The organism is Streptomyces coeruleoprunus, from assembly GCF_039542925.1.
In the GTDB taxonomy this organism is placed as follows: domain Bacteria; phylum Actinomycetota; class Actinomycetes; order Streptomycetales; family Streptomycetaceae; genus Streptomyces; species Streptomyces coeruleoprunus.
In genome coordinates this window covers 6,803,900-6,821,498 of record NZ_BAABIT010000001.1, presented here as the reverse complement: position 1 = coordinate 6,821,498, position 17,599 = coordinate 6,803,900, and the positions used below count along the sequence as shown (strand labels likewise).

At 73.3% G+C, this 17,599-nt stretch carries 13 protein-coding genes and 1 riboswitch; of the genes, 5 read left to right on the top strand and 8 right to left on the bottom strand.

Going from position 1 to position 17,599, the window contains the following annotated elements:
• Nucleotides 1–96: 96 nt before the first annotated feature.
• The 3 genes from ABEB09_RS30580 to polX form a co-directional block, all read right to left on the bottom strand.
• Entirely contained in the window at nucleotides 97–723 is a 627-nt protein-coding gene (locus tag ABEB09_RS30580) for a hypothetical protein (RefSeq protein WP_345693152.1), read from the bottom strand.
• Nucleotides 720–2,375 (bottom strand): serine/threonine-protein kinase, encoded by a 1,656-nt coding sequence (locus ABEB09_RS30575; RefSeq protein WP_345693151.1) that lies wholly within the window; start codon nucleotides 2,373–2,375, stop codon nucleotides 720–722. The genes ABEB09_RS30580 and ABEB09_RS30575 overlap by 4 nt, the downstream gene beginning before the upstream one ends.
• Nucleotides 2,376–2,454: 79 nt before the next feature.
• The gene (gene polX / locus ABEB09_RS30570) at nucleotides 2,455–4,185 is read right to left on the bottom strand and encodes a DNA polymerase/3'-5' exonuclease PolX (protein ID WP_345693150.1); all 1,731 of its coding nucleotides are present in this window, start codon (nucleotides 4,183–4,185) and stop codon (nucleotides 2,455–2,457) included.
• A 125-nt stretch (nucleotides 4,186–4,310) separates the two neighbouring features.
• Here polX and ABEB09_RS30565 point away from each other — a divergent pair, with 125 nt between their 5' ends.
• Together ABEB09_RS30565 and ABEB09_RS30560 are read left to right on the top strand one after the other, a co-directional pair.
• Complete coding sequence (locus ABEB09_RS30565; protein WP_345693149.1) at nucleotides 4,311–7,181, top strand: SpoIIE family protein phosphatase; 2,871 nt, start codon at nucleotides 4,311–4,313, stop codon at nucleotides 7,179–7,181.
• Between the two features lie 360 nt (nucleotides 7,182–7,541).
• Nucleotides 7,542–7,707: riboswitch (cyclic di-AMP (ydaO/yuaA leader) on the top strand.
• Nucleotides 7,708–7,709: 2 nt separating this feature from the next.
• Complete coding sequence (locus ABEB09_RS30560) at nucleotides 7,710–8,450, top strand: transglycosylase SLT domain-containing protein (RefSeq protein ID WP_345693148.1); 741 nt, start codon at nucleotides 7,710–7,712, stop codon at nucleotides 8,448–8,450.
• A gap of 46 nt (nucleotides 8,451–8,496) precedes the next feature.
• On the opposite strand, the gene ABEB09_RS30555 is transcribed toward ABEB09_RS30560, so the two are convergent.
• Nucleotides 8,497–9,195: a class I SAM-dependent methyltransferase gene (locus tag ABEB09_RS30555; RefSeq protein WP_345693147.1), complete on the bottom strand. Its 699-nt coding sequence runs from the start codon at nucleotides 9,193–9,195 to the stop codon at nucleotides 8,497–8,499.
• Nucleotides 9,196–9,428: 233 nt separating this feature from the next.
• On the opposite strand from ABEB09_RS30555, the gene ABEB09_RS30550 reads away from it, so the two are divergent.
• Complete coding sequence (locus tag ABEB09_RS30550; protein ID WP_345693146.1) at nucleotides 9,429–10,313, top strand: peptidoglycan-binding protein; 885 nt, start codon at nucleotides 9,429–9,431, stop codon at nucleotides 10,311–10,313.
• A 4-nt stretch (nucleotides 10,314–10,317) separates the two neighbouring features.
• Here the strand turns inward: ABEB09_RS30550 and ABEB09_RS30545 are convergent, their stop codons facing one another.
• The 3 genes from ABEB09_RS30545 to ABEB09_RS30530 form a co-directional block, all read right to left on the bottom strand.
• Entirely contained in the window at nucleotides 10,318–10,563 is a 246-nt protein-coding gene (locus ABEB09_RS30545) for an LGFP repeat-containing protein (protein ID WP_345693145.1), read from the bottom strand.
• Between the two features lie 167 nt (nucleotides 10,564–10,730).
• Complete coding sequence (locus ABEB09_RS35055; RefSeq protein ID WP_380840956.1) at nucleotides 10,731–13,220, bottom strand: alpha/beta fold hydrolase; 2,490 nt, start codon at nucleotides 13,218–13,220, stop codon at nucleotides 10,731–10,733.
• Between the two features lie 155 nt (nucleotides 13,221–13,375).
• On the bottom strand, nucleotides 13,376–14,080 hold the full coding sequence (locus ABEB09_RS30530; protein ID WP_345693144.1) for a DUF4232 domain-containing protein: 705 nt from the start codon (nucleotides 14,078–14,080) through the stop codon (nucleotides 13,376–13,378).
• A 220-nt stretch (nucleotides 14,081–14,300) separates the two neighbouring features.
• Between ABEB09_RS30530 and ABEB09_RS30525 the strand changes: the two genes are divergently transcribed.
• Nucleotides 14,301–15,323 (top strand): SPFH domain-containing protein, encoded by a 1,023-nt coding sequence (locus ABEB09_RS30525; protein ID WP_345693143.1) that lies wholly within the window; start codon nucleotides 14,301–14,303, stop codon nucleotides 15,321–15,323.
• Nucleotides 15,320–16,273 (top strand): hypothetical protein, encoded by a 954-nt coding sequence (locus ABEB09_RS30520; protein WP_345693142.1) that lies wholly within the window; start codon nucleotides 15,320–15,322, stop codon nucleotides 16,271–16,273. The genes ABEB09_RS30525 and ABEB09_RS30520 overlap by 4 nt, the downstream gene beginning before the upstream one ends.
• Nucleotides 16,274–16,475: 202 nt before the next feature.
• On the opposite strand, the gene ABEB09_RS30515 is transcribed toward ABEB09_RS30520, so the two are convergent.
• Nucleotides 16,476–17,453, bottom strand: a complete 978-nt coding sequence (locus tag ABEB09_RS30515) for a hydroxyacid dehydrogenase (protein ID WP_345694137.1) — start codon at nucleotides 17,451–17,453, stop codon at nucleotides 16,476–16,478.
• Nucleotides 17,454–17,599: the final 146 nt, after the last annotated feature.

The window sequence follows — 17,599 nt, the reverse complement described above, 5'->3', positions numbered from 1 at the left end:
GTACGCCCTCACGGGCCCCCTCCCGCGAGGGGGCGTGGACGTCGGGTCGCGTCCACCGTTCGACCCTAAGCCCGGAGCCGGACGACCACCACTCGATCAGCGGACACCCGGACAGGCGTACGTGAAGGACGCCTCGGCGCGGTGCCGGGCGGGCGTGAGGACGTCCAGCCGGGCGCGCGCCGGGTACGCGCCTTCGCCGCTGAACGTCCACAGCAGGCGCAGGGTTGCCTGCCGCTGGCCGCGCCGGACGCGCTCGCTCAGCACGGCCGAAGCGGAGCCGTCGCTGCGCAGCCAGCGGTAGGTGAGCGTGCCGGGGCGGCCGTTCGTCGTGACGACACCGACGACTTCGGCGGTCCCGTCGCAGCCGGGTCCCGCGGCGTCGGTCCGTACCGTGACGTCCCGGACGGCGACGGCCGGTCCGAGTCGCTGCCACAGGAGGAACGCGAGCACGCACAGCAGGACGACGGCGGGCAGCGTGTAGCGCTGCGCGGCGGCGCGGAGTTGACGCTCCTTCGGATGCGTGGGCGGTGCCGTGGTGGCGGCCGGGACGTGGCCGGACGCGAGGACGGCGGTGACGCCCGGGCCGAAGCGGAGGATCGTCGCTCCGTCGTGGGAGGGCCGCGGCGCGGCATCCGGGTCCGGGTCCTGGGGCTGGGGGCGCTGGATCCAGTGGCTGGCCAGTTCGGTGGCGCTGTAGTCGGGGTCGTCGGACGGCCGGTTCATCGGATGTCGCACCGCCAGGTGAGGAGTTGCCGGGACGCGCCGCCGTTGGCGGGCGCGGGGTCGCTCGTCGCGGAGACGCTCCAGTAGCAGCCGGCGCCCTGGAAGGTGTGGTCGACGGTCAGCGTGTAGTGGGTGGCGCCGGAGCGCTCGTACGTCTGCGCGGCGCCGTCCTGCTTGCCGCCCCCGCTGCCTCCGCTGAACCACGTGACGGTGAGCGTGAGCGGGCCGGTGCCGTCCGTGGTGACGTCGAGGGTGGCGGTGGCCGTCGTGGAGCCCGTCTGCCGGAAGTCGGTGAGCGTCACGGACTTGACGGTGGGCCGTACGACCGGGGGCGGGGCCGTGGTGGTCGGCGGGGTGGTCGGGGGCGGCGGGCTGGTCGGCGGCGGGGCCGTGGTGGCCGGTGGGGAGGCGTACGGCGACGGGGACACGGTGGCGGTGTCCGTGGGCTCCGGGGATGCGGTCGCGGTCGGCGAGGCGGAGCCGGTGGGGCCGGGGGACGCGGTCGCGGAGGCGCTCGGGCCGGCCGATGGCGTCGCCGTGGCGGGGCCCGGGGCGGCGCCGCCCTCGCCGGGCCCGAAGCTGGTCGTGGCCAGCGCCCGGCCGGCCGCGGCGCCGCGGGTGCCGGTGTCCTCGGCGACCGCGCCGAGGACGAGGACGAGGGCGAGGACCAGCGCCGAGCTGATGGCGCCCAGGCCGAGGGCGTTGGGTTTCCACGCCTGCCACCAGCCGTCGTCCCGGCCCAGGGACGTGCTGGCCAGGTCGGTGGTGGTCTCGGCGCGGTCGCCCGCGGACGGCAGCAGCAGTGGCAGGAGGGCGGTGAGGGCCGCGAGCCGGCCCCGTCCGCGCTCCTCCCAGCGCGGCCCGTAGGCCCGCGTGGCGACGGCTTCCAGGGCGTGGACGAAGGCGGCCGCCTCCTGGGGGCGGTCCCCGGGGGACTTCGCCATGCCGCTGCGGATCAGCGGCAGCACCGGCTCCGGCACGCCGTCCTCGGGGACGGGGTCGCTGACGTGGCGCAGGGCGAGTTCGGCGACGCTCTCGCCGGCGAACGGCTTGCGGCCGGTGAGGCATTCGTAGAACGTCGCGGTCGCCGCGTACACGTCGGCGGAGGGCGAGGCTGGCTCGCCGGTCCACTGCTCGGGCGCCATGTAGGCGGGCGTGCCGGACACGCCGGCGGACGTGCCCCGGCCCGCGGCGATGCCGAAGTCGACGAGCCGGGAGACGCCGTCGGTGCCGACCAGCACGTTCTCCGGCTTGTAGTCGCGGTGGACCACTCCGGCGCCGTGCGCGGCGGCGAGCCCGAGCAGGGAGCCCTTGAGCACGGTGAGCGCCGCCTCGGGGCCGAGGGGGCCCTGCTGCCTCAGGAGGGCGCGCAGCGCCACGCCCTCGACCAGTTCCATGACGATGGCGGCGCCGTCCGGGCCCTCGACGTACTCGTAGAGGCGGACGACGTACGGCGACTCCAGGTCGCCGAGGAGCCGGGCCTCGTCGCGGAAGCCGTGCAGGAACGACCGGTCCGCCCGGAGGTTGTCGCCGAGGTACTTCACGGCGACGCGGACACCGGTCACGTCGTGGACGGCCAGCACGACGCGCCCGCTCGCGCCCGAACCCAGTTCGCGGACCTCCGTGCAGCCCGGCACCGACCAGGCGTTCATACGGCCTCCTCACCCCATGGCGGCTGTCCACCAGAGGGACACATTTCCGCCACGACCGGTTCCCGGCCGGGGGCACGACTCAGGTGGTGCCCTCGCCGCGCAGGAAGCGGCGCAGTCTGGTCAGGGGCCAGGTGTTGATGACGTCGTCCTTGGTCAGCCAGCCGCGCTGGGCCGTGCCGACGCCGTAGCGCAGGTAGGGCAGGTGCGTGATGGCGTGGGCGTCGGTGTTGACGGCGAACTTCACCCCGTACCGCTTGGCGCGCAGGATGTCCTCGTCGCGCAGGTCGAGCCGGTTCGGGTGGGAGTTGATCTCCAGGGCGGTGCCGGTGCGCGCGCAGGCCTCGAAGACGGCGTCGAAGTCGGCGTCGAGGCCGGGGCGCTTGCCGATGAGGCGGGTGGTGGGGTGGCCGATGACGGAGACGTGCGGGTTCTCGCAGGCGCGGAGGATACGGCGGGTGAGGGCGTCGCGGCTCTGGTTGAAGTGCGAGTGGACGGCGGCGACGCACAGGTCGAAGTCCGCGAGGAAGTCGTCGGGCCAGTCCAGCTCCCCGTCCGGGCCGATGTTGAGTTCCGTGCCGTGCAGGACCCGCATCCCGCGGTGCTCGCGGTCGAGGGCGCGGACCTGTTCGCGCTGGGCGAGCATCTTCTCGGCGGTCATGCGCTGCATGGCGAGGTTCGGGGCGTGGTCGGTGACGGCGTAGTAGGCGTAGCCGCGCTCGGCCGCGGCGGCGACCATGTCCTCCAGCGGGGCGAGCCCGTCGGTCAGGTCGGTGTGGGTGTGCAGGTCGCCCCGGATGTCGCGCTCCTCCAGCAGGTCGGGGAGTGCGTCGTCGAGGCCTGCGGCGATCTCGCCGCGGTCCTCGCGCAGGGGCGGCGGGATCCACGGCAGGCCGAGCCGGGCGTAGATGTCCTCCTCCGTCTCGGAGGTGATCTTCCGGCCGCTCTTGGCGTGGAAGAGGCCGTACTCGGACAGCTTGAGCTTGTGACGGACGGCGATCTCGCGGGTGCGGATGTTGTGCGCTTTGGACCCGGTGAAGTACTGGAGGCCCGCTCCCCAGGACTCCGGGGGCAGGACCCGCAGGTCGACCTGGAGGCCCTTGGTGGTGCGAATGGACGTCTTCTTCTCGCCCTGCGCGAGGACCTCGGCGGTGTACGGGAGGCTGCCGAGGGCTTCCATGAAGGGCGCTGCGCGTTCGGCGGCCACGAGGACGTCGATGTCGCCGATCGTCTCTCGCATGCGCCGCAGGGACCCCGCGTAGGTGCAGCGGGTGCAGCCGGAGATGGCGGACAGCTCGCCCACGATCTGTTCCGCGACGTCCATGGCGGCGCTGATGAGGATGCGGCCCTCGCCGGCCTTCTGCATCAGGGCGATGCCGTGGAGGATGTTCTCCTCGGTCTTCTCGCCGAACCCCTTGAGGTCGCGCAGCCGCTCCTCGTGGATGGCGTCGAGGAGCTGGTCCACGGAGGAGATGCCCAGTTCCTCGTGGAGGACGAGGGCCTTCTTGGGGCCCAGGGTGGGGATGGTGATCAGCTCGCGGACCCCGGCGGGGATGGCGGCCCTGGTCTCCTCGATCGCGGAGACGTGGCCGGACCGCAGGAACTCGACGACCTTGTCGGCGATGGACTTGCCGACGTTGGGGATCTCGCGCAGGGCCTTGGGGTCCAGGGCGGACACATCGGCGTGGTAGCCGCCGATGGAGCGGGCGGCCTTCTCGTAGGCGCGGGCCTTGAAGGCGTCGCCGCCGCTGATCGCGATCAGGTCGGCGTACTCCTGGAGGAGCGCCTCGACCTCCTCGTTCGCTCGGGCCATGCCTCCAGGGTGCGCCGTCCTGTGGTGCGGGCGCATGCGGTGCGGGGGCAGGCGGTGCGGGCGCGGGCGCCGCGGCGCCTCACGCGCGGTCGCCCTCGAAACACGCCGGGTGTTAGAAAAGGGGCATGAAAGGACGTCCCGGACGGTTCAGGCGCGGCTCGGGCCGGTCCTCCGCCGGGCCGTCCCGGCCGCGCGATCGGGACGGGTCGCCGCCGCGCGCCCGTGGCAGGGCGGAGGCGCGCGCTCGCCGGGGGTCGTGGTCGCGCATCAGGAGCGGGGCGCGGGACGGGGCGCGGCAGCGGGCCCGGCGCGGGCTGCTGGGCGTGCGCAGCGCGGCCGGTCAGGTGCTGTTCCTGCAGATCCTGGTGGCGGTGCTGCTGATCAGCGCGGCGGTGGTGGCGCTGGCGGTGCAGGCGCGGTACGACAGCGAGCGGGACGCGCTGAATCGTTCGCTCACGGCGGCGGAGGCCTTCGCGGACGCCCCGGGCACCCGGTCCGCGCTGGTGTCCGCCACGCCCACACTGGCGTTCCAGGGGCCCGTGGAGGAGGCGCGGGAGGGTTCCGGGGTCGACTTCATCGTGGTGATGGAGCCGGACGGCACCCGCATCGCGGACAGCGACCCGGCCTTGATCGGGCTCCGCGCGGAGGGCGTGGAGCGGGCGGCCGCCGGGGACACGTTCGCGGAGATCTTCGAGGGCGACCCGAACGACGCCGCCCGGGCGATCGTGCCGGTGAAGGACGACGAGGGGACGGTCCTGGGCCTCGTCGGGGCGGGCGTGACCATCGAGAGCGTCGGGGCGACCGTCGACCGTCAGCTGCCGGTGCTGCTGGGGGCGGGCGGCGCCGCGCTGATCCTGGCGACGGGCAGCTCGGCGCTGGTCAGCCGGCGTCTGCGGCGGCAGACGCACGGCCTGGGGCCGGCCGAGATGACCCGGATGTACGAACACCACGACGCCGTCCTGCACGCCGTACGGGAGGGCGTGTTGATCATCGGGGAGGACGGCCGGCTGACCCTGGCCAACGACGAGGCGCGCAGGCTGCTGGAGCTGCCGGCCGACGCGGAGGGCCGGCACGTCACGGAGCTGGGCCTGGACGAGGACACGGCCGGGCTGCTGGCGTCCGGGCGGGCGGTGACCGACGAGGTGCACCTGGCGGGCGACCGGCTCCTGGCGGTCAACACCCGGCCGACCGATCCGTACGGCGGCCCGTCGGGCACGGTCGCCACGCTCCGCGACACGACGGAGCTGCGGGCCCTGTCGGGGGTGGCCGAGGTGGCCAGGGAGCGGCTGAAGCTGCTGTACGACGCGGGGGTGCGGATCGGCACCACGCTGGACGTGACGCGGACCGCGGAGGAGCTGTCGGAGGTGGCGGTCCCCCGGTTCGCCGACTTCGTCACGGTGGAGCTGCTGGACCCCGTGCTCCGCGGCGACGAGCCGTCCGGGGCGCACACCGAGATGCGGCGCGCCGCCGTCAGCGGGGTGCGCGCGGACCATCCGCTCCAGCCGGCGGGCGACCTGATCAGGTTCGACGTGGCGACGACGCCGATGGCGGCAGCACTGGAGGGCGGCCGTGCCGTCCTGGAGGCGGACCTGACCGTGGCCCACGGCTGGCGCGCCCAGGACCCGGAGGGCGCGGACGTGGCGCTGGCGTACGGGGTCCACTCGCTGATCACGGCGCCGCTCCAGGCGCGCGGGACGATCGTCGGCATGGCCAACTTCTGGCGGGTGGCGGACTCGGCACGGTTCGAGGAGGAGGACCTGGCGTTCGCGGAGGAGCTGGCGGCCCGGGCGGCGGTCGCCATCGACAACGCCCGGCGCTTCACGCGCGAGCACGCCATGGCCGTGACCCTGCAGCGCAGCCTGCTCCCGCGGGTGCTGCCGGAGCAGGACGCGCTGGAGGTGGCGCACCGGTATCTGCCGGCGCAGGCCGGGGTGGGCGGCGACTGGTTCGACGTGATCCCGCTGCCCGGGGCGCGGGTCGCGCTGGTGGTGGGGGACGTGGTGGGGCACGGGCTGCACGCGGCGGCGACCATGGGCCGGCTGCGGACCGCGGTGCACAACTTCTCGGCGCTGGATCTGCCGCCGGACGAGCTGCTGGGCCACCTCGACGAGCTGATCTCGCGGATCGACGAGGAGGAGGCCGGCGAGAGCGGCGCGGCCATCGCGGGCGCGACCTGCCTGTACGCGATCTACGACCCGGCGTCGGGGCGGTGCTGCATGGCGACGGCGGGCCACTTCGCGCCGGCCGTGGTGCTGCCGGACGGCACGGTGGACTTCCCGGAGGTGCCGGTGCTGCCGCCGTTGGGGGTGGGCGGCCAGCCGTTCGAGACGGCCGAGGTGCAGCTGCCGGAGGGCAGCCGGCTCGTGCTGTACACGGACGGTCTGATCGAGAGCCGGGAGCGGGACGTCGACAGCGGTCTGCGGCTGCTGCGGAGCACGCTCGCGGAGGGCGGGGACCGGAGCCCGGAGGAGACGTGCCGGGCCGTGTTCGACGCGATGCTGCCCCCGCACCGCAGTGACGACATCGCGCTGCTGGTGGCGCGTACACGGCTGCTGCCGTCGGACCGGGTCGCCGACTGGGACGTGCCGCGCGACCCGGCGGCGGTCGCGCCCATCCGCGCCGCGTGCGGCCGCCAGCTGGAGCGCTGGGGGCTGGAGGAGATCGGCTTCACCACGGAGCTGATGCTGAGCGAGCTGATCACGAACGCGATCCGGTACGGCTCGGAGCCGATCCATGTGCGGATGCTGCGCGACCGCAGTCTGATCTGCGAGGTGTCCGACGGCAGCAGTACCTCTCCGCACCTGCGGCGGGCGGCGACGACGGACGAGGGCGGACGCGGTCTGTTCCTGGTCTCGCAGTTCGCCGGGCGGTGGGGTACGCGCTACACGCCGAGCGGCAAGGTGATGTGGACGGAGCAGTCCCTCAGGGGCGGGGCGCCGACACCGGTGATGCCGTTGTTCGACGACTTCGAGAACCTCGACGAGGACGCCTGGTGAGGCGCCGACGACACACCCCTCTCCCCCTATCCGACATTCCCACTTATGACCGATTTGCCATGAAGTCACGGACATCGCCACCCAAGGGAACTTCGCCAACATTTCGCCCCCGTGGACGAGTTGGACGGCGCTCCGTGATCTGAGTCACGCGCCCGCCGGAAAGAATGCGATCTTCCGGTGGCGCGATTCTCTTTTCTGCCAAGGAAAGTGCAGCGCTCCGCGCGCACGCGACTCCACGGGATTCCTTGATCGGCTCGACCCGCGGGGCCCGGCCTGTGAATTCGGGCCTTGTTCCGCGCGCCCGCTCTCGTCTACGGTCACGGTCAATCCGGAGGGACCGCCGAATCCTGCCGCCTCCGGATTTCGCACCCACTCACGCCCGGCAGGAGCGGGGGAACCAGGTAAGCCGCCGGTCCGGTACGACCCGGAACGGCTCGGGGTGAAGTCGCAGTGGCCCGTGCCCTGCGGCCGGACATCTCCCGTCCGAACCCGACAGCTCACCTCGCAGGCGCCGGAGAGGAATCTGTCATGCCTGCAAAGGGTAAGCACCGCCGTCCCAGGAACAGCCGGATCACTCGGGGATTCGCCATCGCAAGCACGGGAGGCGCGGCCATCGCCCTTCCGCTGACCGGTTCGGTCGCCAGCGCGGCCACCCCGGCCCAGGCACCTGCCTTCACCACCGAAAAGGTCACGTCGGTCGTGCGGGCCGCGACTGCGGCCGCTCCGGTGAAATACACCGTCGCCAAGGGCGATTCGCTGTCCTCCATCGCCCGTGAGCACTCCCTGAGCGGCGGCTGGAAGAAGCTGTACCGGGACAACAAGAACGCCATCGGCGAGGACCCGTCGCTGATTCGCCCGGGTCTGCGACTGACGGTCGGATCCCCGGCCCCGTCGCTCGGCAAGACGGCCGCGGTCGCCGTTCCGCAGGCCCCGCAGGCTCCCCAGTACGCGGACAATCTGGACGGCTGGATCAGGGAATCGCTCGCCGTCATGGCCGAGCGCGGAATTCCCGGCAGCTATGAGGGAATTCACCGCAACATCATGCGCGAGTCGTCGGGCAACCGGTTCGCCGTGAACAACTGGGACTCCAACGCCCTGGCCGGCACCCCTTCCAAGGGCCTCCTCCAGGTGATCGACCCGACGTTCCAGGCCTACCACGTGCCCGGCACGTCGATGGACCCGTTCGACCCGGTCGCCAACATCACCGCCGCCTGCAACTACGCCGCGGCGCGCTACGGCTCGATCGACAACGTGTTCGGCGCGTACTGACACGCCCTCGCACGCCGGGGCGGCCCACTCCTGGGCCGCCCCGGCGTCACGCTTCCGGCGAGCCCCCGGCCGCGCGGCGCCCTTCCTCCGTGCCGCCCTCCAGCACGAGCCGGCTCCACCACACGTCCTCCCGGCCGTGCAGGTCGCCGCGCCGGCTCTCGTGCACCACACGCAGGCCCTGCCCCGCAGCGAGGCACACGGCCTCCTCCGCCGGTACGTCGAACATGCGCCGCCCCGCCGGCACGGGGCCGTGCCGCAGGCTGAGCATCAAGCGGCCCCCGGGGCGCAGGAGGGCGGCCACGCGGGGCATCGCGGTCCGCCGCTCGGCCTCGTCGAGGTGCATCCAGACGGCCGTCAGGAGGATCAGGTCGAAGCGCCGCCCATGGGCGTGGAGGCCGCTCAGCCGCGGGAGCGCGTCGTCGATCCACTCGATGTCGCGGCCCGCATGGAGGCGTCGCCCCAACTCCCGTAGCTGCGGCGTCGGTTCGACGGCGGCGACCCGGTGTCCACGCCCGGCCAGCGCGGCGGCGTCCCGGCCGCTGCCCGCGCCGATGTCCAGGACCGCGCAGGGCTGCGCGGGGAACAGGTGCAGCGCCTCCCGGTGCACCTCCTCGAAGGACACGCTCTCGTACTGCTCGGCGAGCCGGGCCGCGGCTTCGCCGTAGCCGGCGGTGCCCGGGGGCGCCGCCGCCGCTTCGGCGGTTCCGCGCGCCCAACCGACCGCCCGCGGTGGGGATTCGCTCATGCCCGCAGTATGACCACCGCGCGGCTCCGCGCTCCCCGCCGGGGATACGAGGCGACGCGCCGGTGGGGCCGGCGTTCGGCCGGTTCACCTCCAGGGGCGGAAGGCGTTGACCGAAAGGGCACCTTGACCGTTCATCGACAGGAGAACCAGACTCCCCACAGACACTCGGGCTTCAGAAGCCACAGGCGCACGCGCATGACGGTCCCAGCCGCACGATTGGAAGGAGCACCGCCATGGCAACGCCTCTGACCGCGTCGCAGCTGCTGAAGGCCCTCCGCGACGAGGGCCTCGAGGTCGTCGAGCACCGCAGCTGGCGTACGCACAACCGCAACCACAAGGGACCGTGGGGCCCCGTGCACGGGGTGATGATCCATCACACCGTGACCTCCGGCACTCAGAGCTCCGTGGACCTCTGCTACGACGGGTACTCCAGCCTGCCGGGGCCGCTGTGCCACGGGGTGATCGCCAAGGACGGCTCGGTGCACCTCGTGGGCAACGGCCGGGCCAACCACGCGGGGCTGGGCGACGACGAGGTACTGAGAGCCGTGATCGACGAGGCGGCGACGCTGCCCGCCGACAACGAGGCCAACACCGATGGCAACCGCCACTTCTACGGCTTCGAGTGCGTCAACCTCGGCGACGGCGCGGACCCGTGGCCGGCCGCGCAGCTGGAGGCGATCGAGAGGGCCGCGGCCGCGATCTGCCGGGCGCACGGCTGGTCCCACCGCTCGGTGATCGGACACAAGGAGTGGCAGCCCGGGAAGGTCGACCCGCGGGGCTTCACGATGGACTCGATGCGCGAGCGGATCCGGGGGCGCCTGGGCGGTGGCCCCGGCGGTCCCGCGAAGCCGCCCGCCCCGAAGCCGCCGGCGTACGAGCCGTTCCCCGGTGCCGCGTTCTTCACGGCGGGCCGGCGCAGCCCGGTCATCACGGCGATGGGCAAGCGGCTGGTGGCGGTGGGCTGCGGCCGCTACGAGGTGGGCCCGGGCCCCGAGTGGGGGGAGGCGGACCGCGCGTCGTACGCGGCGTGGCAGCGCAAGCTGGGCTACTCGGGCCGGGACGCGGACGGCATCCCCGGAAAGACCAGCTGGGACAAGCTGAAGGTGCCGAACGTCTGACGCGTCAGTGGTCCTCGAAGAGGACGCCGCGGCGTGCCTCCGCACCCCTCTTCGCGTCCCGGGTCACCTCTCCGTGCCGGAAGCGGCTGCGGCGGCCGTTGCCGTGGGGCAGTCCGCCGTAGGTCGGGCAGCCGAGGAAGCCGCGCTCCCAGCCCATGCCGGCCCACAGGTCGCGGATGACCCCGTGCACCTCGTGCGCGCCGGTCCGAGGTGTCCAGTAGAGGCAGTGGACGCGGATGTCGCCGTGCACCTCGTGTGCGCTGGTCCGGGGTTCCAGTAGAGGCAGTGGACGTGGATGTCGCCGTGCACCTCGTGTGCGTCGCCGGTCTGCGGGCTCCAGCAGATCGACCCGTGGCGGTCATCTCGCCCTCCGGCTGGGCCTGGTGCCCCCCGGTCGCCGTGCGCCGGTGGGCGCGGTCACTCCCACGGCGTGACGCTGAGGCGGATCCTGGCGTCGGCGCCGAGGAGCGGGTGGGCGGTCTCGGGGAGGGGGACGTGCGCGGTCCACAGGCCGCTGCGCGGGTCCTCGTCGCCCAGGGGCCGGCCGCGTGGTTCGTGGTCCTTGATGGCGCCGGGGATGACGGAGTTCCAGGCGGCCCAGACGCCGGGCCCCGGCGCCGCGGTGCCGACGTCGATGACGAGGATGTCGTCGAAGTCGGCGGTCTGTTCCAGGTGGTCGCTGAAGCTGAGGATCCTGCGGCCGCCCTGGCGCAGCGACAGGATCCGTACGTGCAGCGCGTAGCGCATGGTGGGGCTGTCGCCGGGGCGTGGCAGGTCGGTGCGCAGGAACGTGGTGGTGAGCGTCACGGGGTCGCCGACGGTGCCGTCGCCGTGCGGGGGCGGCAGCAGGAGCGGGCACCACTGGGAGGTCAGCCGCTGGTGCATCAGGGCGGCCAGGCCCCGGATGGCCAGCACCACCTCGGCCTGCCACGTGACCCCCTCGTCGGGGGGCAGCCGGTAGTCGATCAGCGCGGCTTCGATGCCGAGGTCGCCGAAGAGGAAGCGCCGCAGGTTCTGGTAGCCCTCCTCGGAGTTGACCAGTCCGTACCGCCCGCTGTGGCTGCGGTAGACGTACGCCTCGTACGCACCGGGCACCGTGGCCTGTTCGATCTGCACGAGGCCGTCGCTGCGTGCGCCGACCGCGGCGGACGATAGGCCCCACGCGACGTCGTAGTCGGCCGGGTTGGTACCGACGAGGCAGAACACGCGGTGCGGCGGGAAGGCGCCCTCGTGGTCGGGCATGACGCGGGCGTCCCAGCCGGGCGGCGGGCCGTCCTCGGTGCGGTCCGCGTCGGGGGTCAGGTATTCGTACATCCTGCGCGGGCCGAAGATGTCGGCGCCGTGGATGCCGGTCGCGTCACGCAGCCGTTCCAGGAGGCCGAAGCCCACGTCGAACCTGATGCCGCCGTGCGGGGTGCCGTACGTGAAGAGCTTGTCGACGTAGTCCAGCGGGTCCATGTGCCGGTCGGGCAGGACCTTCTGGAGCAGGCAGCGGCAGACGAGCCCGCCCATGGAGTGGGCGACGAGGTGGACGCGGGGTGCGCCGGTCTTCCGCTTCAGCGTCTCGATCAGCCGCAGCAGATCGACGGCGGCGTCCTCCAGCCGGAATTCACGGGGCTTCTCGCCCCAGGAGCTGGCGGACACGTCGTAGAACCGGTGGACCCACATGCTGTTCGGCGGAATGTCGTCGTGGGTCTCCAGATAGGCTTCCTGACCGCCCTTGACCAGGATGTGGTAGCCCTCGTCCAGATGCAGGCGGAGGAGCGGGCTTTCGAACTGGTGGAAACTGGGTTTCTCGTCTTTCCCCACGCGGACGTGTGTGGATCCTTCGTTGAATCCGTAGAAGGGGTCCGTGACGACCTTGTTGATCCCCGAGGTGTCGCCCGCGAATCCCCTGACGTAGACGATGGGGAGCATTGCCTTGCTGGCCATGGCCGACTCCGGGAGCACGACAGGAAGGGCTCCGTCGATTTCACTATAGGCGGGCCGCACCGCGTCGGCATGCGGAGGCCGAGGCGGTCCGGTGAGGTGGCCCCGGCGGCCGCGGGCCACCTCAGCGTGCGTACGACGCGGCCTTCGCCGTGCTGACGATCCTGCGGCCGTCCAGGACGTCACCGTGGACCGGACATGGGTGACGAGGGCGGACTCGTCAGGGAAGGGGGCCGCGGCCCAGATGGCGTCGAGGAAGGTCGTTCCGTCGGCGCGGGCCGGATCGGTCACGCCGGAGTCCAGCGTTCCGAGGAGGACGCGGGGTTCGGCGCGGCGGAGTAGGCGGGGGTCCTCGGTGCCCTCGAAGAAGGGAGCGAACTCGACGCCGTCGAGCCGGAAGTGGAGCGGTTCGCGCGGGACGGGTTCGAGGCTGGGCAGCAGGTCCCCGGACAGGGCGGCGTTGCGGTGGAGCCCGAGGTGCAGGTCCCTGCGCGGGTCGCGCGCCACCAGGTTGACCGGGCCGAGGGAGACGCGCACGGTGTCGCCGTCGTGCCAGGTCCGGGACACGGTGAAGTAGCTGCCGGGCGTGGCGGTGCCGGGAACGGGCCTGCCGTTGACGAACTCCTGTGTGCTGGTGCCGCCGATGCCGTACATGCGGTTCGGGACGACCATGCGCCAGAAGTTCCGGGCCGCGGTGAGGTAGCGGTCCTCCCCCGTCTCGTCGTACAGCCGGACGAGTCCGGTGAAGATGGGGATGTGCTGGTCGGCGTGCGGGCCGTCGAGGATGTCGTCGCCGGCGACGCAGGCGTCGATGAGCCGGTCGAGGTCGAAGAGGCGGGCCGGCGCGAGGCGTTCGGGCTTGCGGGTCACCGCGTACAGGTCGCAGATCGCCTCGACGATGCCGCCGAACTCCCGGCTGGAGAAGATGCCCCACATGCGCTGCAGGGTGGTGGCCGGCAGCCGGGACAGCCGGGCCACACGACGGTGTAGTTGCCGCTGGTCATCGACTCCAGGGTGATGAACTGCGTCTCTAGGGGCGGGGAGAGCCCGTCAACACTGGGGACAGGGCTCGGCGGACCCGAGAATTCGACGCCGCCCCCGGCGCGGGGGCGGCGGCATCAGTCGACGAAGCGTCAGGAGAGCGGGGTCGCCGAGACGGGCGTGACCGTCACCTTGTTGTCGCACAGGGCGATCGATACGTCCTCGGGAGCGACCTGGTGGTGGCCCGAGCCGGGCAGGCCGATCACGACGGTCGGGTACGTGATGGGCTCGGAGCCCGACACGCAGTAGCCGTCGGCCTCGCCCTGCACCTGGACGAACGTCATCTTGAGCCAGGCCTTGCCGCCGGGGGCGAGCGGCACCGGGGAGGCGGTGCCCGTGCGGGTCACCACCATGGGCGCGTTGCGCTCGGGCGAGCCGTTGCCCGCGCCGGCCACGGTGGGGTGGCCCTGGACGACGCATGGAGCGCCCGAGACGTTCTCGAACTGGGCGACCATGGCGCCGATCCCCGTCCCCGCGGGCCGGTCGTCGGCCTGGCGCACGGTCGCCCGGAGGGCGCTCGGGGCGCATCGGGGCGCGGCGGCGTCGGTCGCGCCGGAGCCGGGGTCCGGCTCGCCGGGCGCCACGCCCTCCCCCGGTGCGGACGGGCTGGCGGCGGGTTCCGGCGCGGTGGTGCCGGCGCCGCCGCCCGGCGTGGGCGACGACGCGCTCGGCGCCGCCGGGGACGACGGGTCGACCACCCCGTCGCCGCCGGTCGGCTGACAGGCCGTCGTGAGCAGCGCGGCCGACGCCGCCGCCACGACCGTCATCACCGTTCTGCGGATCCCGTTCCCGTACATGAAGCCCCCCGATGCGAGTGCTCTGGTGCCGGCCCCCTGCCGGCTCTCACCGCACCAGACAGTGCTTTTCGGCCAGGGGTTCACTCATCCCTCCCGCCGTGACACGACGGTGACAGCCCGGGGACGGACCCGTGGTGGAGCCCCCGGTTTTCGTCACCTTGACACGAAGCGACGGGGATCATTATCGTCTCACTGACGACAATCAGTGAGGGGGCCGACCATGGCCGATGTCAGCAGGCGTCTCGGATGGCGTCACCTGCGCTCCGCGCCCACCGCCCACATCCGCCACCTCCGGCGCGGGCGGCCGGCGCACGAGGGCGCGGGCATCAGCTTCTGGTACCGGGCGCTGAGCGCCGCGCTGTCGGAAGTGCCGGTCGACGACCGGGAACTGGCGATGACGTTCCACGCCCGGACCTCCGACTTCCAGGACGTCACCGTGCAGGCCACGGTCACCTACCGGATCAGCGAGCCGCGGACGGCCGCCGCACGGCTCGACTTCTCCATCGACCCCGACACCGGCGTCTGGCGCGGCGCGCCGCTGGAGCAGATCTCCACGCTGCTCACCGAGATCGCCCAGCAGCACGCGCTCGACGTACTGGCCCGCACCCCGCTGTCCGTGGCGCTGGTGAGCGGTGTGGCGGCCGTGCGGGGGCAGATCGCCGAGGGGCTGGCGGCCGAACCGAGGCTGCCGGACACGGGAATCGAGGTCGTGGCCGTCCGCGTGGTCGCCGTACGGCCCGAGCCGGAGGTGGAACGCGCCCTGCGCACCCCGGCGCGGGAGCAGATCCAGCAGGAGGCCGACCGGGCCACGTACGAGCGGCGTGCCGTGGCGGTGGAGCACGAGCGCACCATCGCCGAGAACGAGCTGGCCAGCCGGATCGAACTGGCGCGCCGTGAGGAGCGGTTGGTCGAGCAGCGCGGCACGAACGCCCGCCGCGAGGCGGAGGAGGAGGCGGCCGCGGACGCCGTACGGGCCGGCGCCGAGGCGGACCGCACCGTCCGGCTCGCCCGCGCCCGGGCCGAGGCGGAGCGCGAGACGGGCACCGCGAAGGCGGAGGCGAGGGCCGCCTGGCTGCGGGCGCACGGCGAGGCGGACCCCGCCACGCTGCACGCCCTGGCCCTCCACCGGGTGGCGGACAACCTGCCCCGGATCGACAGCGTCACCCTCTCCCCCGACGTCCTGACCGGCCTGCTCGCCAGGCTCCAGGGCGCTCCGGCCACGCCGGTGGAGCGGCGGCCGTGAGCCTGGCGCCCCGCGCGGTCCTGGTGCACCGCACCACCGAGTACGAGGAACTGCTGGTCCGGCACGGCACCCACGGGCACGCGGAGTTCTTCCTCCGCGGCCACGGCCAGTCGCTCACCGAGGTGTTCGAACGGCACCGCCGCACGAAGCGGGCGCTCGCCGAGGTGGCGGCCGCGGTCCCGCTGACGTGGCGGCGGGCCCGTGTGGAGCGGGCCGACCTCGACCGGTTCCTGTTCGCGCCCGAGGACGTGGTGGTCGTCGTGGGCCAGGACGGGCTCGTCGCGAACGCCGCCAAGTACCTCGCGGCGCAGCCGGTGGTCGGCTTCGACACCGAACCGGGCCGGAACCCGGGCGTCCTGGTCCGGCACCGCGCCGCGCAGGCGGCCGCGCTGATCCCGGCCGCGCTCTCGCCCAGGACGGCGGTGGAGGAGCTGACGATGGTCGAGGCCGTCACGGACGACGCCCAGCGGCTGGTCGCCCTGAACGAGGTCTACGTCGGCCAGCCCGGCCACCAGACGGCGCGCTACGCCCTGGCCGCGCAGCCGGCGCCCGCGGGGCGGCCGCACAACCGGACCGACCCGCACCAGCCGGACGGGGCGGACGAGTGCCCCGTGGAACACCAGGCGTCCTCCGGTGTCGTGGTCGGCACCGGGACGGGCGCCACCGGCTGGCTGCGCTCCCTGTGGCAGGAGCGGGGCGGCACGCTGCCGCTGCCCCGGCCGGACGACCGCCGCCTGGCGTGGTTCGTCCGCGAGGCCTGGGCCTCTCCGGCCACGGGCACGTCCCGCGTGGAGGGGGTGCTCGCGGCCGGGGACCGGCTGCGCCTCACGGTCGAGTCGGACCGGCTGGTCGCGTTCGGCGACGGGATGGAGACGGACGCGCTCCAGCTGTCCCGGGGGCAGACCGTCCGCCTGGGCGTCTCGGACACCTCCCTGCGCCTGCTCGGCTGACCACTGGACACTCCTCCTCGGGCAGCGCGTACCCGTGGACGCCGAGACACCGGCCCGCGCGGCGACGTCCCGCACGGCGGAGGCGTCCCGTGCCGCCTTGCCCTGTATCGCGCCTGAGCGGCGCTCGTCCCATCAGCCCACCGGCGTTTGAGAAGCGGGGGTTCGGGGGGCGGGGCCCCCGATTCGGGAGTGCCGTCGGGCTTCACGCCGTGCGTTCCAGCGTCGCGCGGTCCACCCCGTGCACCAGCCCCTCACCCCGCAGCAACCGCTCCAGCTCCTCCACCACCGTGAGGCCCAGGCGGTGGACCTCGTTGCCCTGGGAGCCCGCCAGGTGGGGGGTGACGAAGACGTTCGGGAGGTCGAGGAGGGGCGAGTCGGGCGGCAGCGGCTCGGGCTCGGTGACGTCCAGGACCGCACCGATCCGGCCCGTTCGGACCTCGTCCACCAGGGCGTCCGTGTCGACGAGGCTGCCGCGCGCGGTGTTGACGAGGACCGACGCGTCGGGCATCAGCGCCAGCTCGCGGCGCCCGATGAGGTGCCGGGTCTGCGGTGTCTCGGGGGCGTGGATCGTGACGACGTCGCTGGTGCGCAGGAGGTCGTCGAGCGGGCGCAGGCGCACGCCGAGTTCCTTCGCCGTGGCCTCGTCGGCGTACGGGTCCGCGAGGCTCACCTCGAAGTCGAAGGGGCGGAGCAGTTCGATGAGCCTGCGGCCGATGCGGGAGGCGCCGACGACGCCGACCCGGCGGCCGAAGTTGCCGGTGGCGGGGATGATGCCGAACGGGCCGAAGGTGCGCCGGGCGCGGTAGCGCTCGCGGGCCGCGACGAGGTCCTTGCCGGTCACCAGGATCATGGCGAGCGTGTACTCGGCGACGGGCAGCGCGTTGGCGGCGGCGGCCGACGAGACGAGCAGGCCGCGCTCCCAGCACTCGGGTGTGATCATGTGCTTGACGGAGCCCGCCGCGTGCAGGACCGCTCGCAGTCGGGGCGCCGCCCGGAGTACGTCCGCGTCGATGGGCGGGCAGCCCCAGCCGGTGATGAGGATCTCCGTCCCGGCGAGGGTCGCGCGCGCGGCGGGGTCGCCGAAGTCCTGCACGACGAGGGCGGGGTCGATGTCGACGGTTTCGCGGAGCCGGGCCATGACCTCCGGAGGGAAGACCTGGGGGACGTTCTCGGCGGTCATGGCGAACAGCGCCCTGGGGCGCTCGGGCGTGAATGTCCCTGGCAAGGAAACGGCTCCTCCAGCGTGCGTCACAGGCGTAGCAACCGGTCTCTACGCTAGGGGCGGGGAAGGGAGCGGATCAATGGTCCGGTTTCCCATGAGGGTGG